We start from the raw sequence: 20829 nt of genomic DNA, 5'->3' as shown, positions 1-20829 counted from the left end.
GGGTTAACATTAATATAAATCGAGTGAAACGAGCTTAGCTGTTTAGAACACACTCATATAGATAATTACATTGATGAAAAAGTTTTTCTCTGTTAAGGACGTCGACAGCGTAGCGGATGTTGTACAGGAAGCCTTAGCGTTAAAGGCAGCGCCTTTTGATCTTCAGGAACTTGGTAAGCACAAGACTCTGGGGCTGGTATTTTTAAATCCTAGTTTGCGTACACGTTTGAGTACACAAAAAGCTGCGATGAATCTGGGTATGAATGTGATGGTGATGAATATGGACAAGGATGGTTGGGCATTGGAGACTCAGGACGGTATTGTTATGAATGGTAGTACGGTAGAACATATTCGTGAAGCAGCAGCAGTAATGGGAGAGTACTGTGATATTCTTGGATTGCGTTCCTTTCCAAAGCTAAAAGATCGCGAAGAAGACTATAGTGAAGATCTGTTTAATAAATTCATTAAATATTGCGGCGTACCTGTCGTTTCCCTTGAGAGCGCTACGCGCCATCCCTTGCAGAGTCTGACAGATATAATCACGATTACTGAGCATAAGAATGTGGCTAAACCAAAGGTGGTATTGGCATGGGCTCCGCATGTAAAAGCCCTACCTCAAGCTGTGCCAAACTCATTTGCTGAATGGATGTGCAAAGCCCAGGAGGAGGGATTGGTGGACTTTACGATCGCACAGCCCATGGGCTACGAACTGAGCGACGACTTTACTAAAGGAGCCACCATATCAACTAATCTGAATGAAAGTCTAAAGGGGGCCGATTTTGTCTATGTGAAAAATTGGTCGTCTTATAAGGAGTACGGCGAAGTGTATACGGTGGATGAAGACTGGATGATGGACAACGAAAAGTTAGCCTTGACAAACAATGCTAAAGTGATGCATTGCCTGCCTGTACGACGGGATCTTGAGCTGTCATCGGAGATTTTGGATGGGCCAAATTCACTGGTTATTAAAGAAGCGAGCAATCGTGTCTGGGCCGCTCAGGTTGTCTTAAAACGTATGCTGGAAGAGCTAGGATAAATCCTAACTTTTTGATTATTGGAAAAACTATTTTATAGGGAAAAGTTGCGTAATGGCAAATAGTGTATTAAATATTATAAAAATCGGCGGAAATGTTATTGATGATGAAAGTCAGCTGGATTCCTTCCTGGAAAAATTCTCCGCATTATCAGGGAAAAAAATTTTGGTGCATGGTGGGGGTAAGATCGCTACCCGCTTAGCGAACGAATTGGGTATACAAGCGCAAATGGTCGAGGGGCGAAGAGTAACAGACGAGGATATGTTACGGGTGGTAACTATGGTGTATGCGGGCTTGACAAATAAGACTATCGTAGCTAAACTGCAAAAATTGAAATGCGACGCAGTGGGCCTTTCTGGCGCCGATGGTGACGTCATCAAGGCGATAAAGCGACCAGTTAAAGATATTGACTATGGCTTTGTCGGAGATTTATTGCATGATTCTGTCAACACACTGGCGATCAAGAAATTTTTGGAAGCCGGATTTGTTCCTGTATTCTCGGCGATAACACATAATGGTCTGGGTCAATTGCTGAATACAAACGCAGACACGATTGCGTCTTCGCTGGCAGTTTCATTGGCTTCACTTTATGAAACATCGCTAGTCTACTGCTTTGAGAAAAATGGCGTGCTCCGGGACATTACGGACGAAAACTCCGTAATACCGGCAATCAAATCCGAGGAGTTTGAATATTTAAAGGAATCAGGCGTGGTAAACGAAGGCATGATCCCAAAATTACAAAATGCATTTAACGCTATAAACAAAGGCGTACAGGAAGTGTATATTGGCAACGCCAACAACCTACACTTGTTCCAACAAGGGCAGTTTGGTACCTGTTTGACATTAAAATAATATGTAATCTAACCTAAACCGAATACTATGAAAAAGGTCACCATCATTGGCAGCGGAAATATTGGTCTTTCACTGGCCAAGGGGCTTGTAAAGAGTCAATTTGCACAAGCTTCTGATATTACACTGACGCGAAGAAATTTAAACGCTTTAGCTGAGGAGGCGAGTCAAGGATTTATCGTAAGCAATGACAATAAAGCTGCTGTAAAAAGTGCTGATATTGTTGTATTCGCTATTCTACCACAGCAACTCAAAAAGGTGTTGATGGAGGTCTCTCCTGTCGTCGACAAGGGAAGACAGATTTTCGTATCTATCGCCTCTGGTGTGTCCTGTGCTGACCTGAAGGCTGAATTGGGGGAGGACGCGACTGTCATACGTGCTATGCCGAACACGGCGATTGCCATCGCCCAGTCGATGACCTGTATCGCCAGCGATAATGCTTCAACAGAAAGTTTAGAGCAAGTAGAGAAAATGTTTGAGACGGTCGGATCGGTTGTGATCATCAACGAGGACCTGATGACCTCGGCGACAGCGCTCTGCGCCTGTGGGATTGCATTTTTTCTGCGCGCTATACGTGCAGCATCCCAGGGTGGGGTTGAAATAGGCTTTCATGCACATGACGCACTGAAAATGGCTGTTCAGACCGCCAAAGGTGCTGCAGATCTCTTGCTGCATACAAATGCTCATCCCGAGAGAGAGATTGATAAGGTGACCTCTCCAAAAGGATGTACGATTGCTGGCCTGAATGAAATGGAACATAATGGGTTTAGTTCTGCATTTATTAAGGGTATAAAATTGTCTGCAGATAAAGCAGGAGGGTTATATAATGAGGGATAAGGATGGCTTATTTCGTGATAGCCTAGCATTATTGAAAAGGTTAATCAGCTTGCCGTCCTTGAGCAGGGAAGAAACCTTAACGGCAAACTTGCTTGTGGAGTTTTTTAATGAGCGCGGTATCAGAACTTTTAGGAAAGGCAATAATGTCTGGGCATACAATGCACATTACGATATAAATAAGCCAACCATTCTACTTAATTCACACCATGACACAGTAAAAGCGAATACAGGATATACGCGCAACCCACTGGCGGCGACAGAAGAGGATGGCAAACTGTATGGCTTAGGCAGTAATGATGCTGGAGGCTGTTTAGTGTCGCTAATTGCAGCTTTTAGGTACTTCTATGAACATGCTGACCTAAAGTATAATTTCTGTTTCGTGGCAAGTGCAGAGGAGGAAATTTCAGGTAGAGATGGTATAGAGTCTGTGCTTGCGGATATCGGCCCTATCGATTTTGCCATCGTGGGTGAGCCGACGTTAATGCACTTGGCTATTGCGGAAAAAGGGCTCATGGTATTGGACTGCGTAGCTAGGGGAACGGCAGGACATGCTGCCCGTGACGAAGGTGACAACGCTATTTACAAAGCGATCAAAGATATCCAATGGTTTAAGGACTATACCTTCGAGAAGACATCGCCGACATTGGGCCCGATTAAAATGTCGGTGACTGTCATTCAGGCTGGTTCGCAGCATAATGTAGTGCCTGCTACTTGTAGTTTTGTCGTGGACGTGAGGACGACCGACGCTTATTCTAATGAAGAAACACTGGAAATCATAAAATCTCATGTTGCTTCTGAAGTAACTGCGAGGTCCACCCGGCTAAAATCTTCCTCCATACCAGAACAGCATCCCATCGTGCAGTCCGGACTGTCGTTCGGCAGGAAACTATATGGCTCACCAACAATGAGCGATCAGGCGCTTATTCCCGTGCCTTCGTTGAAGCTTGGCCCCGGAGACAGTGCAAGATCCCATATGGCGGATGAGTTTATTTATATTGACGAGATTAAAGAGGGGATAGACCTGTATATAGCGCTGCTGCAAAAAATAGTATAAAAAAGCCTCCATGTAGGAGGCTTTTTTTATTAGATTAGATCAGACTAATCTGACGCTTAATGCTTTCTTCGAGAGAAATGATTGTCTCTGTACGTTGTATTCCCGGTACAGATTGGATATCTTCGTTCAGTACCTTTCTGAGGTGCACCGTATCCCTGCAGATGATTTTCGCAAAAATACTATACTGTCCAGTACAATAGTGTAATTCAACCACCTCTTTGATTTCTTTTAATTTGTCTACCGCATCTGCATATTGTGAACCTTTTTCTAGATAGATACCCAAGAACGCAGTAATATCAAAGCCTACTTTTTGTGGATTGATAATCAGGTTTGAACCCCGGATGATACCTAACTCTTCCATCTTCTTCATTCTAACATGAATTGTGCCGCCGGATACAATCAGCTTTTTAGCTATTTCTGTGTAAGGGATGGAGGCATCGTTCATTAGAATAGACAAGATTTGGATATCCAAATTGTCTAGATCATAGTTTGCATATTGATTTTCCATTAACAATGGTTTTTTTATGTTTTCATCATTTGGTCAATGCACGTAAATCTGACCAACAACTAAAATAATTAAATTTATTTCAAAATTACTAAGAATTTTCGGTTTATAGATGTAAATTTAATAAAAAATAGTTATTGATATTGATAATGTTATTATCGAATACAGTCTCTACAGATGTACAGATGACGGTACCAAGCATTCAGATATCAATACAAATGCGAAAAATAAAATGGAAGAGGTTCAAGACGTTAAGATTTCGAAGAAGAAGCCAATTTTTGAAGTAGGAGAAGGGCTTCATAAATATCTTCGAATGTATCAACGGGATGAAAAGTTGCCTATCGGTTATAAGGACTTATTGAATTTTACCGAAACAGTACCCGTAATGGACAAATTTGGGAAAGATACATTCTGGGAGACACCACTTTACCCGCAACATCTGATCGACCAGCTGTATGATGGACTAAAAGTCATTTATGCTAAACTCAAGGCTTCTGGAAATACACGTATTGTACAGCATAAGTATATTGACCGTGTTGAATATTGTGGTTTTGGAAACACAAAACCGTTTCGGATTCGTATTGTCAACCGCCTGAACGATGTCTATGACTATTTCTATATCAAGCAGGCTGATGCTTCGCGAATTTATGGATTGGAACTCGAGGAGATATTGTCTCCCAACCAAGTGAATTATATGGTGGATCAAGATACATTGGTTGAGGAACATATTGTTGGTATTCCGGGCGACACGTTCTCGCAGACGAGGATGTTTTCACCGGATTACAATTTGACTCGTATTTCCAAGGAATTTGTCAAATTTAATGAACGCTGTATCATCACCTTACTCGGCGATATGCGTGCTTATAATTTTGTCATGCAGATCACGCCCGATTTTGATGACTTTCAGTTCAGAATCAGGGCTATTGATTTTGACCAGCAGTTTTATGAAGGCAATCCGAAAGTATATATGCCACAATTTTTCAAGGAAAATTATCCGTATGTCAAACTGGCAATGGAGCATCTCAATGAGAAAACGGTTTTGCAATATCAACAGGAGGAGCGATCTTCCATTGTCCACAGAGTGCGCAGTGAAAGGCACCGGATTGCCGACCTGCGGGATGCTTCGCAGACTCAGGTACTATCCACGCCGGAAAATATCAGACAATTGCGAGAAGGTTATGCGGAGTTTTACCAGAATAATTCTTATCTGAAATGCAGAACCATGACCGATATAGTTGAACTGAATGTGAAAAATGTGATCCGTCAGGTGCAGATGTAACTCTATCGGATCCGGTCTTTATTATCGTTGATGAAGGCAGACCAGCCAGAATAAGATTTGGAATTGCCTGATGTGCTGTTTTTCTGAAAAGAATGACATACAGCAATAGCCAGGCCATCTGTGGCATCGAGAAACTGAGGTGTTTCTTCAAATTTTAAGAGTGTTTTGAGCATTGCAGAAACCTGCTCTTTGGTCGCATTTCCGTTTCCAGTAACAGATTGCTTGATTTTTCTGGGCGAATACTCAAAAATAGGAATGTCTTGCGCGAGGGCTGCAGCCATTGCTATTCCCTGTGCACGTCCCAATTTGAGCATGACTTGAATATTTTTTCCATAGAAGGGGGATTCCAAAGCGACGCAGTCTGGGTTATATTCCTGCATTAGGGCTGAGGTTTTCTTGAAAATTCGTTGCAATTTCAACGCGTGGTCATCGAGATGTCCCATTTTGATGACTCCCATGGAAATAAGAGAGATCGTGTTGCCTACTTCTTTGATGATCCCGTAGCCGAGTACAACTGTGCCGGGGTCGATTCCCAAAATTATTCTTTCTTTCGCTTTTTCCTTCTGCATGTACAATATTACAAATTTTGCTTTTTATTAATGGATTGCACGCGACAAAAGTTAATCATTTGGCTAAAATTTAGTAACATTGCTCTCTAAATATCGAAACTTGACAGGGAGACAAAAAAAATATATCAGTCTACTGATAAAGATACTGGTTTTCGCACTTGCAACATGGTACATTGTTGTTAAAGTATCTGATAGGAGCAATATAGGCAAATTCAAGACGTTGATCGCGGGATTGGAGCAGCATTCGGTAGTCTTGACATTGCTGTTGATCGTAGTGCTGATGCTGGTGAATTGGCTGTTGGAAGTCGTCAAATGGCGCTATCTGGCATCCAAATTAGAGTATCTTTCCTTCTGGAAGGCATTCCAGTCGGTCTTCTGTGGGCTTACCTGGGCTATTTTTACACCTAACAGAATTGGTGAGTATGGTGGCCGTGTACTGTTCTTACAACCGCAGAACAGGGCTCAGGGTGCTGTAGCAATGGGCGTTGGGCTGTTTGCCCAGTTGGTGTTGACCAGTGTCGCCGGATCATTGAGTATTGCTTGGTTTATCTGCCAGTTTTTGTCTCCGCCGCTGTCAGTGCAGTTCAGCGTCTGGTTGTTGGCGATTATCTATGCTGCAGGATTTATTGTTTTGTATTTTAACGTACGATGGGTGGATCTGCTGGTTGGCAGGATTAAATTCTTAACCAAAATCAAACCTTTTTTTGGAGTGCTCGAGCATTATACGACGCGCGAGCTTAGCGTGGTACTGCTAAATTCATTGGCAAGGTTTATCATCTTCACCTCACAGTATATCATACTCATGAAATTGACCTTGCCCGAACTTCCCGTGCTGTCGATGGTATTAATGATTTTTATTCTCTTCTTTGTTCAGGCTGCACTTCCGACGTTAGATATATTCGATTTTAGCGTCCGTAGTTTTGTCGCGAGCAATCTTTATAGTTATATTACAACGCAGGAAATAGCCGTAATGGCTATTGTATCGTGCATCTGGTTTGTTAACCTCATACTTCCTGCTATATTTGGTTCTATTTTTGTTTTTAAGATTAATTTTTTCGGTGATACAAATCCTTAGTTATTTACTGATCATTTTCGCCTGTGTATACGCCATTTTGGTCCTTTGGATGCGTAGAGGCTGGACGGGGCTCCAGGTACCCCAGCGTATTCCTGAACCAACGAAAACGGTGTCAGTTATCATTGCTGCCCGCAATGAAGAACTAAACATTCGCCGGACGATAGAAGCTATATTGGGACAACATTTTCCCAAAGAGCAGCTTGAACTGATTATTATCGATGACCATTCAGATGATAATACTTCTGCCATCGTGCAGGAATATCAAGAGGATGGTGTTAAACTGATCCGGCTCAATGAAAACGGGCGTCTGAATTCCTATAAAAAGCTTGCGATCTCCAGAGCAATTGACTGTTGCTCTGGAGACATCATAATAACAACGGATGCGGATTGCAGGATGGGGCCAAAGTGGCTTGCGACAGTGGTTGGCACTTTTGAAAAGGAACATGCTTACCTATTGTCTTCGCCAGTTGTCTATTCGGAAGAGAAAAGCTATTTTGAACAGCTGCAAACCCTGGAGTTTTTATATCTGATCGGCTTGGGTGCGGCAGGTATCGGCAACGGTAAACCAACAACATGTAACGGAGCAAATTTAGCCTATCGGAAAGATGTCTTTTGGGAAATGGGGGGATTCAATGGTATAGATGAGCTGGCGTCAGGTGACGATGAACTGTTTTTGCATAAAGTTGCAGAAAAATACCCAGAAAAGATTATATTCTGCAAGTCAAAGGACGCCACCGTGTATACGGATGCGAAGCCGGATTTGAAATCGTTTATCAGTCAGAGAAGACGTTGGGCCTCAAAAAGCACCAAATATAAAAACAAAGGTGTAATCGCTCTTGGAATCTCCATTTGGCTTTTTAATATGTTGCTGCTGCTTTCTGGGATACTAGCGATTGCCGGAGTCAAACTGATCGGCTGGGTGGTGCTTTTTGCTCTTTTTCTCAAGATGGCAGTCGAATTTTTCTTTATTCAGCCTCTGACAAGGTTTGCTAGCCGAAATGAGCTGCTCTGGTATCTGCCGTTATTGAGTGTATTGCATGTTTGTTATTTAACTTATATCGGTATCTTGGGTAACATCGGAAAATATGACTGGAAAGGTAGGCAGGTAAAATAATCCTCTTACTTTTCTACTTTCCTTTTGATCGTTTCTTCTGCCAGTTTCACGATTTCTTCGGCACTTTTTCCTTCAGTAGGTAAAGGATCAAGGACCTGCCATGTCATATGCAAGAAGGGGGTCAGTGGATACATGCCGTATTGCACCATTTCGTACGATCCTGTGATCGCAACGGGTACAACCAGGGCATTCGGATTTTTCTTCAATAAAGTAGCGATTCCGCCAACATGAAATGCTTTCATTTTTCCGGTCTTTGATCTTGTTCCCTCCGGGAAGATAAAAGCTGACCAATTTTTAGTTTTCATATTGTTCGCCAGTTTTAGTATCTCAGCAATAGACTGTTTGGGATCATTACGATCAATATTTGCCGCTCCGCCATGTTTTAGGTTGAATGATATGCTTGGGATACCACTGGCGAGTTCAATTTTAGAAATAAACTTCCCGTGAAATCGCCGCAGAAAATAAATAAGTGGAGGAATATCAAAAGTACTTTGATGATTTGCGACAAAAATCACTGGTTGCCCCAGTGGAATCGATTTATTGTCGATAAAGGTTACCCGGTTAAATAACGTGTAATAAGAAGCAACTAAACACGCATTCAGCATATCCACGCTTTTCTTATGCGCACCATAACCACCCAGCTTCAGGCATAACCATTGGATCGGATGAAATATAATGAGGGATAAACCAAAACAAAACCAAAATATAATTGATAGGATATAACCCAAAACTTTTCTCATATGTTTTATTTAGTGCTACAAATATATCATTAAGCAATGATTTTTGAAATACATTGACAGTATTGTGTCTTTCATTGAATAAATATGATTTATATTTAACAACAAAGAAGCTCGCCAAGGTGATAAATGGACTCAAAAATATTGCTCTGTGTTCATGGTGTTTAATATAAGCTAAGGATTATCGGGGAAAGCTTGTCATTCCGTCTCTTGATACCATCACCAGGGGCATGCAGCATGCTTGGCTTGTCAGTAGTAGCAGTATTTAGACAATATCGTAACAACGAATTATCTATCCGACAGCTGCATTGCAGGTAGGCAATGATAATCATTTGTCGGGTAATTCGAATGTTGCCTATTATTGTGGCATTATATTTTATGATGGGAAATAGGTATATTTTTATTTTGATTGAAAAAGAAATATGAAGAAGATTCTTTATTTATTTTTGATCTGCTTGCACTTTTCCTGTAGCAATGCACAGTCATTCGATGGTTCGTGGAAAGGGGAGGTAGAGGTCTCAGGACAGAAATTATTGCTGGTCTTTAATCTTCAGCAAGATAGCAATGATAGATGGACCGGTACATTTGAAAGCCCGATGCAGACTGCACAACGTTTTCCGATTGACGCTATTAAAGTGCATAAGGATTCCATCTGGATGGATGTCAAAGCGATCAGACTCTTTTATGCGGGATACCTGGACAGAGACAAAGATGTAATGAAGGGCGTGATGAAGCAGGGGAGCTTTGAATCAGCGATGATATTAGTGCGGAGTGAGAACGAAATGAGCGGGCTATCACGCAAACAGGACGTTTTTCCTCCCTATGACTATTTGGAGCGACAAGTCTCCTTTCGTAATCCCAAGGGAAATGCATCCCTCGCTGGGACTCTGACCTATCCAAAGGGTGGAGGGCCGTTCCCGGCCGTCGTATTGGTCAATGGCAGCGGACAGCAGAATAGAGATTCGGAAGTTTTTGGGCACCGCCCTTTTAAAATACTGGCCGATCACTTGAGCAAAAATGGTTTTGCTGTATTGCGGTACGACGATCGCGGCATCGGCGGTTCGAAAGGAGAGGTAAATTTGGCTACCACTATTGATTTTGCTTCAGATGCAGATGCTGCAGTGGATTTCCTTAGCAAACAAAATATGGTCAAGTTAGGCAAGATTGGTATTGTGGGGCATAGTGAAGGAGCTCTGATAGCTGAAATAGTGGCAGCTGAAAACGATAAAGTCGATTATGTTGCATTATTGTCCGGCCCAGTTATTAAAGGTGATTCTTTGCTGATTTTACAGAGCTATGCGCTTGGAAAAGCGGGCGGATTATCCGAATCTGCACTGAATGAAAACAAAATCAACAATCGCAGGATATATGATATCTTATTGCGTGACGAAACACCGCAGGAACTTTCGGGAATGCTGGAAAAGGAACTTGTACGCCAAAACCGTGGCAACCCATTAACATCGGATATGAAAATTAAACTGAGCCCGATGCTTATCCCTTGGTTCAGGACTTTCCTTCGTATCGATCCTGCCTATTATCTTAAACAGCTACGCGTGCCGATATTTGCCTCCTTTGGAGGGAAGGATGTTCAAGTGCCCGCAAATGAGAATATTTATGCTTTGCAGCGTTTGCGGCTTAACACAACGGATGTTACGATTAAAGATTATCCCAACCTAAATCATGTTTTTCAGCAGGCTGAAACCGGAAAAATCGAAGAATATTTTGAAAATTCTGAAAGTTTTAATGAGCAACTGATGGACGACCTGACTCATTGGCTTAAGCTGAAGGCGAGATAAATAGCCTTAACTAGATTTCGCCAAGGCCGCCGCCGTATAGAACGGACTACTCTTTCAGACAATTTTGGAAATGTAAAAATTGTCTGAAAGAATTAAATGAACGGTGTCTTAATGATTAAGGTGTAGTATTCGCAACCGGCAATACTTTGCCATTGAAGTAATGGTGACCTGTTTGTGCAAAATCAGCAATATATCTCCCCATTTCATAGGCGAGAGTACCGGCTTGCAAATCTGGGAAGGCCGCTTCGAACATCTCGGTTTGTGCAGATCCCAAAGCCAGACAGTTGACTCTAATACCTTTATCTTTAAACTCTTCGGCCAGGCATTCTGTCAATACTGCGAGTGCGCCTTTACTGGCCGAATAAGCCGAAAGCCCCGCAAATTTCATTGATCCCTGGAATCCGCCCATACTGCCGATGTTTACAATATGTGAGCCTTCATGCATCATCGGGACGACATGCTTTATCATGTTTACGTGCCCGATCACGTTGGTCTGCAGCATTTCAGCGAAATCTTGGGTGTCGGTTTCCATGAAAGATTTATTAATCAAAGCACCAGCGTTATTGATCAAAATGTCCACACTATCGAACTTTGATTGGATGAAAGGTACAAGTGTAGCATAATCGTCATAGACAATATCGAATTGAGCGGGATAAAGTTCGCCGCCATCATAGTTGAGCTGACTGGATATTTCATGCAGTTTCCGCAGCCTGTCGGCTGATCTGGCAAGGGCAATGACTTTGTTGTCCTTTTTTGAGGTCAAATCTAATACGGCTTCAAACCCTACACCGCTGCTCGCTCCGGTAATAATAATATTTGCCATGTTATTCTTCTAGTTTTTGACTTTGTTCAACTTCTTCCACGGAAGGCAATTTATCTTCGCCAATTGCTTTCGGATGAAAAATAAAATAAATTCCCGATACAGCCACAATAGCCGAAATAATATAAAACAATAAGGTGATTAATACTGCGTTGTGTGAATCCACGTGAAATATCCCCGCTCCCCACATAATGACTAATTCCCGCATACCCAATCCACCCACAGAAAAAGGGATGATAGAAACCAGGGAAGAGGCCAGAAATAAAAATAAGTAAGGAGAGAATTTACCATTGAATCCTAAGGCGTAAAGAATGAGGATAGCTGCAATAACTTGCATGGACTGTACGCCTATCGCTTTTAAATGGGCTTTCAGAAAAGTAGTTTTATATTCTTTAAAGAACTTTGTGACAACCACATAATAGACGCCGCTGCCTAATACAAATAAAAGGATGGTCAGATAGTTCGGAATGCGGAGCTGTGGCATATAGGTGACCAAGGCTGCGATAATAAGGCACAAGGCCCATAATCCGCTGAGGCGATCTAGGAATAATGCAGTAAACAATTTTCTGCCTTTAATACTGAACCGTCTCCTGAGGAAGAAAATTTTATAGCCATCACCGCCAACGCCCCCAGGTAGAATCAAGTTATAGAACAGTCCCAGTTGGTACAATTTCAGATTATACTTTTCAGACACATCCAGACCAATTGCTCTCAAGAAGGTGAGCAGCCGGGAGGAGGAGATCAGGATTGAAAGACTATAGGAAAGCAAAGCCAGCAATAAATAAATAGGGTTGGAATTAATGACAGCTTCCTGTAGATCTTTGAGTGACACTTTGCTGAATACCCAGTATAAGGCTCCAATGGTAACGACAACCTTTAGTATATTTTTTACGACTTTTAATCCTCTTTTTTTGTTCATAGAATTTTAACTTTCCGCTCTGATCGGCTTTGTTGTCGATGTTGGAGATTCCAAAGTTAGGAACTTTGTCGAATTAAGCAATTTTAGTTAGGCGATAGCTGGATAAATTCTTGAATACAATAATATCAAATATAAAATACCGAAGATTGTAGCCAGGGAAAATAGCCAATTTAGGTCAATTCTATTATATTTGTGCTTTAACACAGCGATCATCAGCCCCAAGATAAAACAGAATAGCAATACGGGTGCGACAAGGGCAGCTTTATGCGTGAATGCGAGGCTTATGTGACCCAGTTTTGCTTTCGCTTCCTGTCCCAGAAAGAGTGGATAGGCGGCAAATGCCAGGAGGATGATAAACAACCTCATAAGAGTTTTTGCAATTATCTTGCTTGTGGTATGATTTTTGGCTGTGATCTTCATGATTTGTGGACTTATTTACTCCAAAAATACAATTTGAAATTAAAATTTATAGATATGAATCGATTAGTTTTATCATTAGCAACTATTTTTGCTACGGTGACCTTATTCTCTTGTGGTGCACAAAAGCAAGGTACATCATCTGGAAATGTTTCCAATACCAGTGTGTCTTCGGGACCAAGTGCTTCGGAATGGAAGTCCGCCGTAAAAGGAACTTGGACACTAAATTCTATCGATAGAGAAAACTTACCGTCTACTTTTACTATTAAAAGTGTATTTGAAGAGGCGCCTGCAGAGTGTTTTGTAGGCAGTACCTGGAATTTCATAGGTAATGGAAAAGGGTCGATCACGTTCAACGCCCAAGGTACATTGTGTGCACCGGGAGCTTCCCGTGAGATCTTTTGGTCAATTTATAACCCTGGCAAAGGTTTGGGCGAACCGCAGTTTCAGTTTAAAAAGATTTACGCCGGTGATAAAGCTAAAAATGTAACTACGGGTTACCGTATGGATCTCTCTTATTCGGATGGTAACAAGCTGGTCATGAAAATGCCCTTGACAGTTGCCAATGGGGAAGCCTATTTGGTATTTAATTTCTCGCGTGTAAACTAGGAATAAGGATAAAAGAGTAATATCAGAAAGCTGTAGGAATTCCTATGGCTTTTTTTGTTTAAAATTTAATACTTTTACATTCCGAAATCATCCAGATGTATTTAATTTGGGGCAGTGAGTTTATAAAAACAACCAGATGGAAATTGTTGATGGATAACTCTGATATTGATGTGGCATTGGGAGAGCATCCCCCCTTTAGATAACGCCTGGAGCTATAAGATTGTATATGATACGATTGCACAGGAAAGGTAGATCGGACTAATATAGTGATAAAAATGGCTGAACAAAACACGAAAACTGCATTAATAACAGGTATAACAGGTCAGGATGGTGCCTATTTGGCTGAATTCTTACTGAAAAAAGGATATAAGGTGCATGGTTTAAAACGGAGAAGTTCCTTGTTTAATACAGATCGTATCGATCATCTCTACCAAGACCCGCACCTTGACAATAGAAATTTTACCTTGCATTTTGGTGATCTGACCGATTCGACCAACTTGATCCGTATTATCCAGGAAACACAACCCGACGAAATTTATAATCTGGCCGCACAATCTCACGTTAAAGTGAGTTTCGATACTCCTGAATATACGGCTAATGCCGATGGCATTGGTACGTTACGCATATTAGAGGCTGTCCGTCTGCTGGGAATGATCGAAAAGACCCGAATCTATCAAGCATCCACTTCCGAATTATATGGCCTTGTACAGGCGGTTCCACAAAGTGAAACAACGCCGTTTTATCCCCGGAGTCCCTACGCGGTCGCCAAGATGTATGCTTATTGGATTACCGTAAACTACCGCGAGGCGTATAACATGTATGCATGTAATGGAATCCTGTTCAATCATGAAAGCCCTGTCAGAGGAGAAACGTTTGTAACCCGCAAAATTACACGTGCTGTGGCTAAGATAGCACTGGGATTGCAGGACAAGCTTTACTTGGGAAATCTTTCCGCGCAGCGGGATTGGGGACATGCCAAAGATTACGTGGAAGCGATGTGGCTTATCCTTCAGCAAGAAAAGCCGGAAGACTTTGTTATTGCTACCGGTGCGACGACCACCGTTCGGGACTTTGTCCGTATGGCGTTTGCTGAATTGGGAATAGAAGTAGAATTCAGTGGTAAGGGTGAACAGGAAAAGGGCGTTATCATCGATGTGGATGAAGAACGTCTCGCCGCTTTAAATATTGATAAATCCTTGATCAAGTTTGGACAGACCGTTGTTAAAGTTGATCCTGCTTATTTTAGGCCAACTGAAGTTGACTTGTTAATTGGCGATCCCACTAAAGCCAATACAAAATTGGGCTGGAAACCAAAATATGACCTCCAGTCATTGGTAACAGATATGGTACAATCGGATCTACACCTGATGCGTAAAGAGGAATACCTCAAACAAGGTGGTTTTCAGACCCTAAACTACTTCGAATAAGTCTCCTTGGATAAAGGAAAAATAAAACTGGAATAATTTTTGTTTAAACATTTAATAGAAATGATGAACAAACATCTACTATGAATATGACAGGCTATTATGATGAATTCAGAGGTTGTTTCGAGTAAACAGGAAGAGGAAAAAAAGAAGGATTCTTCTAAGATTTATTTCTTTATAATTGCAATAGCAGCGTTACTTGCCACCAATATATATTTTTATGTCAAATTTAAGACAAATGGTGAGAAAGTATACGCATTGACTGTGGAGAAAGAAAACCTCCAGGTTCAGATCGATCGGATCGAAGCGGAATTGGATAAGATTGACGTCGAAAATGTACAGCTTACACCGGAGATGACGCTACAAAAGGAAGATTCAAGAGCTGAAATTGCAATTTTGCGAAAAAAATTGGAAAATCAAAGCATCACGGCTAAAGAAATTGATGATGCACAACAAAAAATCAACCGGCTAAAAAAGCAGGTGGATAGCTATCGCATCAATGTACAGCGGTTGATTCAGGAAAACCAGATATTGTCAAAGCAAAATTCCAATCTTAGCGAATCTGTTGTTGAAAAGGAGAAACAGATTACGTCATTGGTGAACAGTAACTCCGAATTAAAGGAGAAAGTGGCGACAGCGTCTGCCCTGAAAGTCTCCAGTATAAGTATTAACGGTCTGGCTGTTAAAAGAAATGGGAAAGAATCGGTCGAAGAACGCGCCAAACGGGTAGATAAATTGAAAGTCAATTTTACTATTGCCGATAATGCGTTGGCCAAAACCGGTGAGCGGGATATTTTTGTACGGATTATAGATCCGCAAGGTAATCTGGTTGTGCAAGGTGACAACATTTTCTTTGTACATGGCGAAAAGTTGCAGTATACCTTTAAACACAACATTATGTTCACGAACAAAGGAGAAGAGTATATCGTCTATTGGGCTGCCGAAAATGGCTTTTCAAAAGGAGCTTATACAGTACTTCTTTATGAAGACAATGCGATCATGGGAAGATCAACCATTGTATTGCGTTAGGACTAATTATTGTTAGTCGATGGCGAAAGAAATAGATGTATATATGTGCTGCATTCAACAGCAATAAATATAACGGGTTAGATGCATTAGGGATCTAACCCGTTTTCATTTGGTCAATATCCCCCGAGCTTCAGACTCCAGCGTTCCATGCTTCATTAGGACTCGATCTGCTGCAAGGGCAATAAGATATGAAATGTGGTGCCTTCACCTTCCGCCGATTCAAAGAATATTTGGCCATTACATGCTTCTATTGTTTTTTTTACCAACACCAAACCCAAGCCGTTGCCCGAACTTTTTGTCGTAAAGTTGATTTGGAATATCTTGTCCTTCATGGCTTCAGGGATGCCGTAACCGTTGTCCCGCACGTCGATTTTTACAAACTTGTCCGAATAACGTTCGATGGAGATCTCTATTTTCATGTTTTTCCGGCCATATCCACCTTCGATGGCATTTTTGATTAGATTATTGAACGTACGTAACAATTCATTACCATCTGCTTTAACAATTAAGGTTTTTTGATCTGCGTTGTTGATTAACCGAATACTTACGTTTGGCGTATTATTGTACAAAGAGATGGATTGGGAGATTTTCTCCACAATATTGATGTTTTCCGTTACGGTAGTTGGAAATTTAGCAAAATGCGAAAATTCGGATGCAATCTGTGTAAGTGCGTCGATTTGTTCAATAAATGAGGTAGAGAACTTATTAAAACGGTCGGGAAATTTAGGATCATTATCCTTATACGACCTGCGGAGCTGTTGAATGCCTAATTTCATCGGTGTCAATGGATTCTTGATCTCGTGTGCGATCTGTTGCGCCATTTCACGCCAGGTCGATTCACGTTCCGTATCTTTTATTTTATTGGCATAGTCCTCCAATTTTATGATCATGAGATTATACTCTTTGATCAGAGTTCCGATCTCATCATTTCGCTGCCAGAATAGTGGCTCATTGGGCTGGCCGAGTCGCAGCTGTGAGATCTTCTTACTGATGATGCTGAGCGGATTAGTCACACTATTGGCCACGAATGTGGCATAGAAACCAAATCCAATGATTATCAAGGAATAAATGTTGACTATGGTGTTTAAAAGTAGATTTTTATTAATATTTTCTTCCTTCTGCAAGGAAAAATTAGGGATACCGATATAAGCCAACGTATTGTAATTTTTGTCTCGGATAGTCGCATAACTCGTTTCAAACTGGAAGGTCCCAATTCCTTCATCCTCGATGGTCTCGGATTTCTTTAATATCGACAGATTTTTGAGAGCTGCCGGATTGATGAATGTCGAAAAAAGCTCTAGATCGTAGATCCGGCGCTGAGAGCTATAGAGTAGTCTTCCAGACTTCGAATACAGGTTAAAATCTTTGGATACGGTCTCGGATAGGGTTTTTAAAATGCTGATGAGCTGCGTTTCATTAGAGGCATCGTCAGTATCCGTCAACATATTTTCCATACGTTTGCCGAGCTCAATGATAAAGCGCTCCTTGCTATTTCTATTGTTGTTATAAAGTTGTTTATTAATACTGATATACGAAATTACTGCAGATATCAGGATGGCCAGTATAACGGACGAAATGATGGAGGTCTGTATACGTGTTGAATACTGAATCTTATTGACGATTTTGTAAAACTGATATTTTAGGTTACGGAAGGTAAGCTTTGTGTTTTTCAGAAAAATGTAGAAGGACTTTATGAAATGGAAAATCACAAATACCATAAAAAATACGAGAAAGAGGAAGGATGTAGTGGCGACGTAGTCCCAAAAAGAAGGTTTCTGTTTGCTGATAACGTAAGTGGAAAATTTGTTGGCAATATATGCCATATGTAGGTATGCGTCTCTGTCAAGCACGGTAATGTATTGTCCAGGCGCCCCCTGTAGCCCTCTGAGATTGTTCTCATAGGTATATTTTCCAAATTGGGTCACCAGTGAGCCGCCTTTATACAATGCGATCGAATAGTCGCCTTTATTATAGTATTGCGAGTTGTTGATGCGCATATCCGTCAGGATTTCAGGATAGGGCACGGTATAACTAAAATCCTTATTGGAGAGATTAATAATGATATTAACGGTAATGTCCGAATCGATCACAAGGGGAATTATCGAGAAATATTCATGCGTCCCCAGCTCGGCACTCGCCCGATAGAAATTCTGCGTGACCTTTATGGATTTATTGATCACTTTCTCGCGATATTCATTGATGCGATTTTGGCTGTAGGGATTTAACGGGATATTATTCTGATCATAATAATAGGCCTTGAACTCATATTTGGAAAGGTAGCCGCTAAAGTACTTTTTCTTAATAAAGTCATTGATAGCTTCTGTATTCGGATGCGGCAGACTAATATTAAATAAATGCTTCAGTTCTTTATCGTTAGCGATGCCGCTCTCAATATCTGAAAATAGTGAAACAGCATTCACATCATCCTCTGACTGAAGATTGCTGAGCAGAATTTTCATATCGATGAGATCGCGCTCCTGATAATAACGGGCGTGTGTAATGGCACTTATTACTGCCCATAGAATAAGAACAGCGATATAATTTGTCAAGATATGACGATCAAAATATTTTTCGCCGAAGGACTTTACCAGAATGATCACGGCTAACAGGAGATTGACCAGGCTATTTTTCTCAATGTAGATCGATATAAGCAAAATGACAAAAATGACACAGGCCAACTGTATATTTAGCAGTTGCGTAGGCTTCAGTTCCAGTTTCTTCAGGAAGAATAGGACAAGGTCAATATAGATATTAAGCGCCAGAATTGCCAATCCGACGATACCCAGGTCTACCCAGCTCAAAAAATGAAGGTCGACAAGTTTGGTAAAATCAAAATAGATATTGTTGGAATGTGTGACCAGCGTACCGGCGATATCATATAAAAAAGCAAAGGCCAGATATATACTTAATATAAATGTGACGGCGATCGGAAGTTTAAAGAGCCGGATATTTCTGATTTTGTCAAAACTTAGTTCCTTTCGGATCGAATAAATGAATAGGACAAGCCAGAGAAGCAAAATGGTCGTGGAAAGGACAGACCAGATGTTTGGAAAGAGACTGTTATAGGCGTAATTGCGGGAATCAAAGATTGCAAATGTGGCATTCTCTGACAGTAGATTCCATTCGAGGTCTGCAACTTTTACTAAAATAAAAACTAGGGCGAGAAGCAAGGTGCCATACCAGGGCTTTCCGGTCTTAGCCATATGCAAGCAAAGGCTGTTAAAGAAAATTAGCAGTGCAATCCAACCCATAAGCCAGCAAAAGAACTGTAAAATGGTATATGCGTTTTCATGCTCACCTTCCTTGAGTTTCACCGAGAAGAGATAGGAGCCTTCGCTACTATAAATATTTTTAATCGCCACCGTATCGGTGTAAGAAGCAATATCGATATTCCTGGTCTCAAAGAAGTTTCTTCGGAGAGACGAGTTTAAGTAAGGATTATTATTGTTTGTATAGCCCTTAACAAGGATATATGCGAGGATGCTTATATTGTCGATAGTCTTTTTACGGACCACATAAGAGCGGTTGTCATCCTGCGTAAAATGCGATTTTTCCAGGAAGCCCTGATCCGTGATCGGTACAAATAAATGGGTACTCCACATCTTAGGCTCATGGTCCTTAAAAAGGAAAAGAAATATCTTATCCTGATTCTTGTACTTTTCAAAAGCTTGATAAACGGCTATCGGATACTGATCGTAGTTCTTGAATGTTTTGAGAAGCAGGGAATCATTGAATATTTTGTCGACTTTTTTCTCCTGTTCGGCAATGTGATCATTGAGCGATTTGGTGTCAATGTCCAGTATTTCTTTATTAGTGACAGATTCTTTGATGGTAATCGCTGTCCCGATAAAGCAAAGCGTTAAAATGAGTAGAAGTAAACGAATTTTTATACCAGAATTCACGTTAGTCAATTTACATTATTGTAAATATAAAAAAAAGTCCTTGCTTTCTTAGGGCAAGGACTTTTATATTATTTTATTGTAGCGCCTAGGCGTGAGGTTCTTCTTGTCTGAAGATTTTAGCCGTCAAATATTCACGGTTAAGACGAGCAATATTTGTCAGCTTGATACCTACAGGACATTCAGCCTCGCAGGCACCAGTATTGGTACAGTTACCAAAGCCCTCTGCATCCATTTGGTCTACCATAGCCTGGGCACGTTCGTAGCGCTCAGTTTGGCCTTGCGGTAAAAGAGCGAACTGTGATACTTTCGCAGATACAAACAACATAGCTGAAGCGTTTTTACAGGCTGCCACACAAGCACCGCAACCGATACAAGTAGCCGATTCAAATGCTTCGTCGGCAATACGTTTCGGAATAGGAATAGTGTTGGCATCAGGAACACCTCCCGTATTTATATTGATATATCCACCTGCCTGCTGGATGCGGTCGAAAGCTGTACGGTCTACAGCAAGATCTTTTAGCACTGGAAACGCTGCTGCTCTCCAAGGCTCAATCACGATCGTCTGTCCATCGTGGAAACTGCGCATATGCAACTGGCAGGTTGTAGTACCTTGTTTAGGACCGTGCGGGCGACCGTTGATCACGAGTGAACACATACCACATATACCTTCACGGCAATCGTGGTCAAAGTATATCGGATCTTCGCCTTTACGTGTCAATTCTTCATTCACAATATCAAGCATCTCTAAGAAAGACATATCATCAGCGATATCGTTTGCCTGATAAGTCACAAATTGACCTCTCTCTTTATCATTTTTTTGACGCCAAACTTTCAGCGTTAAATTCATATGTTGTGCCATG

Annotated in this window: 18 protein-coding genes; 11 read left to right on the top strand and 7 right to left on the bottom strand. The window is 41.3% G+C overall.

Features of this window, described 5'->3' with window-relative positions; genetic code table 11:
- The first annotated feature begins 73 nt into the window (after nucleotides 1-73).
- Genes K7A41_RS03375 through K7A41_RS03360 form a run of 4 tightly spaced genes read left to right on the top strand, consistent with a single transcriptional unit; the run spans nucleotide 74 to nucleotide 3774 of the window.
- Entirely contained in the window at nucleotides 74-1036 is a 963-nt protein-coding gene (locus K7A41_RS03375; protein ID WP_265712608.1) for an acetylornithine carbamoyltransferase, read from the top strand.
- A gap of 52 nt (nucleotides 1037-1088) precedes the next feature.
- Nucleotides 1089-1886 (top strand): acetylglutamate kinase, encoded by a 798-nt coding sequence (argB, locus tag K7A41_RS03370; RefSeq protein WP_028071553.1) that lies wholly within the window; start codon nucleotides 1089-1091, stop codon nucleotides 1884-1886.
- Between the two features lie 27 nt (nucleotides 1887-1913).
- Nucleotides 1914-2720 carry a pyrroline-5-carboxylate reductase gene (gene proC / locus K7A41_RS03365; protein WP_265712607.1) on the top strand — a complete coding sequence of 269 codons (807 nt, stop codon included), beginning with the start codon at nucleotides 1914-1916 and terminating at the stop codon, nucleotides 2718-2720.
- Nucleotides 2710-3774 carry a M20 family metallo-hydrolase gene (locus tag K7A41_RS03360; protein WP_265712606.1) on the top strand — a complete coding sequence of 355 codons (1065 nt, stop codon included), beginning with the start codon at nucleotides 2710-2712 and terminating at the stop codon, nucleotides 3772-3774. The genes proC and K7A41_RS03360 overlap by 11 nt, the downstream gene beginning before the upstream one ends.
- Nucleotides 3775-3808: 34 nt before the next feature.
- Here the strand turns inward: K7A41_RS03360 and K7A41_RS03355 are convergent, their stop codons facing one another.
- On the bottom strand, nucleotides 3809-4282 hold the full coding sequence (locus K7A41_RS03355) for an Lrp/AsnC ligand binding domain-containing protein (protein WP_265712605.1): 474 nt from the start codon (nucleotides 4280-4282) through the stop codon (nucleotides 3809-3811).
- Between the two features lie 229 nt (nucleotides 4283-4511).
- Between K7A41_RS03355 and K7A41_RS03350 the strand changes: the two genes are divergently transcribed.
- Nucleotides 4512-5558 carry a hypothetical protein gene (locus K7A41_RS03350; RefSeq protein WP_028071549.1) on the top strand — a complete coding sequence of 349 codons (1047 nt, stop codon included), beginning with the start codon at nucleotides 4512-4514 and terminating at the stop codon, nucleotides 5556-5558.
- A 2-nt stretch (nucleotides 5559-5560) separates the two neighbouring features.
- Here K7A41_RS03350 and ruvC read toward each other — a convergent pair whose 3' ends face one another.
- On the bottom strand, nucleotides 5561-6127 hold the full coding sequence (gene ruvC / locus K7A41_RS03345; RefSeq protein ID WP_265712604.1) for a crossover junction endodeoxyribonuclease RuvC: 567 nt from the start codon (nucleotides 6125-6127) through the stop codon (nucleotides 5561-5563).
- Nucleotides 6128-6227: 100 nt separating this feature from the next.
- On the opposite strand from ruvC, the gene K7A41_RS03340 reads away from it, so the two are divergent.
- Together K7A41_RS03340 and K7A41_RS03335 are read left to right on the top strand one after the other, a co-directional pair.
- A complete protein-coding gene (locus K7A41_RS03340; protein ID WP_265712603.1) occupies nucleotides 6228-7202 on the top strand; it encodes a hypothetical protein in 975 nt (324 codons plus the stop codon).
- A complete protein-coding gene (locus tag K7A41_RS03335) occupies nucleotides 7186-8316 on the top strand; it encodes a glycosyltransferase (RefSeq protein WP_265712602.1) in 1131 nt (376 codons plus the stop codon). Before K7A41_RS03340 ends, K7A41_RS03335 begins: the two co-directional genes overlap by 17 nt.
- A 5-nt stretch (nucleotides 8317-8321) precedes the next feature.
- On the opposite strand, the gene K7A41_RS03330 is transcribed toward K7A41_RS03335, so the two are convergent.
- The gene (locus tag K7A41_RS03330; RefSeq protein WP_265712600.1) at nucleotides 8322-9056 is read right to left on the bottom strand and encodes a lysophospholipid acyltransferase family protein; all 735 of its coding nucleotides are present in this window, start codon (nucleotides 9054-9056) and stop codon (nucleotides 8322-8324) included.
- A 419-nt stretch (nucleotides 9057-9475) separates the two neighbouring features.
- Here K7A41_RS03330 and K7A41_RS03325 point away from each other — a divergent pair, with 419 nt between their 5' ends.
- Nucleotides 9476-10849, top strand: coding sequence for an alpha/beta hydrolase family protein (locus K7A41_RS03325; RefSeq protein WP_265712599.1), 1374 nt, complete (start codon nucleotides 9476-9478; stop codon nucleotides 10847-10849).
- Between the two features lie 115 nt (nucleotides 10850-10964).
- Here the strand turns inward: K7A41_RS03325 and K7A41_RS03320 are convergent, their stop codons facing one another.
- Nucleotides 10965-11672, bottom strand: a complete 708-nt coding sequence (locus K7A41_RS03320) for an SDR family NAD(P)-dependent oxidoreductase (RefSeq protein WP_265712598.1) — start codon at nucleotides 11670-11672, stop codon at nucleotides 10965-10967.
- A 1-nt stretch (nucleotide 11673) separates the two neighbouring features.
- Entirely contained in the window at nucleotides 11674-12588 is a 915-nt protein-coding gene (locus K7A41_RS03315; RefSeq protein WP_265712597.1) for a lysylphosphatidylglycerol synthase transmembrane domain-containing protein, read from the bottom strand.
- Between the two features lie 474 nt (nucleotides 12589-13062).
- Here K7A41_RS03315 and K7A41_RS03310 point away from each other — a divergent pair, with 474 nt between their 5' ends.
- From K7A41_RS03310 to K7A41_RS03300, 3 genes are all read left to right on the top strand, one after another.
- Nucleotides 13063-13614 (top strand): lipocalin family protein, encoded by a 552-nt coding sequence (locus K7A41_RS03310; protein WP_028071540.1) that lies wholly within the window; start codon nucleotides 13063-13065, stop codon nucleotides 13612-13614.
- 275 nt (nucleotides 13615-13889) lie between these two features.
- A complete protein-coding gene (gene gmd / locus K7A41_RS03305; protein ID WP_265712596.1) occupies nucleotides 13890-15041 on the top strand; it encodes a GDP-mannose 4,6-dehydratase in 1152 nt (383 codons plus the stop codon).
- 99 nt (nucleotides 15042-15140) lie between these two features.
- Nucleotides 15141-16067, top strand: a complete 927-nt coding sequence (locus tag K7A41_RS03300; RefSeq protein ID WP_265712595.1) for a hypothetical protein — start codon at nucleotides 15141-15143, stop codon at nucleotides 16065-16067.
- Between the two features lie 155 nt (nucleotides 16068-16222).
- Here the strand turns inward: K7A41_RS03300 and K7A41_RS03295 are convergent, their stop codons facing one another.
- Both K7A41_RS03295 and K7A41_RS03290 read right to left on the bottom strand, forming a co-directional pair.
- Entirely contained in the window at nucleotides 16223-19969 is a 3747-nt protein-coding gene (locus tag K7A41_RS03295; RefSeq protein ID WP_265712594.1) for a HAMP domain-containing sensor histidine kinase, read from the bottom strand.
- Between the two features lie 85 nt (nucleotides 19970-20054).
- Nucleotides 20055-20828, bottom strand: a complete 774-nt coding sequence (locus K7A41_RS03290; protein WP_171019303.1) for a succinate dehydrogenase/fumarate reductase iron-sulfur subunit — start codon at nucleotides 20826-20828, stop codon at nucleotides 20055-20057.
- Nucleotide 20829 lies beyond the last annotated feature (1 nt).

The sequence above is a fragment of the Sphingobacterium sp. InxBP1 genome (assembly GCF_026191775.1).
GTDB classification, from domain to species: domain Bacteria; phylum Bacteroidota; class Bacteroidia; order Sphingobacteriales; family Sphingobacteriaceae; genus Sphingobacterium; species Sphingobacterium thalpophilum.
The sequence above is the reverse complement of the archived record's forward strand: the minus strand, read 5'-3'. Positions and strand labels throughout refer to the sequence as shown.